Annotated in this window: 1 protein-coding gene; it reads right to left on the minus strand. The window is 56.5% G+C overall.

Features of this window, described 5'->3' with window-relative positions; all coding sequences use genetic code 11:
* On the minus strand, window positions 1-253 hold a 253-nt coding region (locus SB822_RS59040; RefSeq protein ID WP_410859368.1), incomplete at both ends, for a hypothetical protein.

A 253-nucleotide genomic window follows, 5' to 3' on the forward strand; every position in this document is an offset into this window, starting at 1 on the left:
CGTGCCGTCCGCGTTGAGCTTCTGCAATGCACCACCGATCTGATCCAACGTCTGAACGTTGAGATCCATGTTCACCGCGCTCATGAAGCCGCCCGGCTGAACTGTCGTGCCAGTGGTATCGACGTAACCACCTTTGACCTTGGCCCAAATCTGACCGACGTCGACCTGGTTCGCCTGATTGGTCAATGTGTCGGTATTGACCGTCAGCGTGTCGGAAGCAGTAATGCTTCCGGTATTCAGAATGCTGCCGCCG

Origin of the sequence: Paraburkholderia sp. SIMBA_054 (assembly GCF_046534875.1) — a bacterium.
In the GTDB taxonomy this organism is placed as follows: Bacteria; Pseudomonadota; Gammaproteobacteria; order Burkholderiales; family Burkholderiaceae; genus Paraburkholderia; species Paraburkholderia hospita.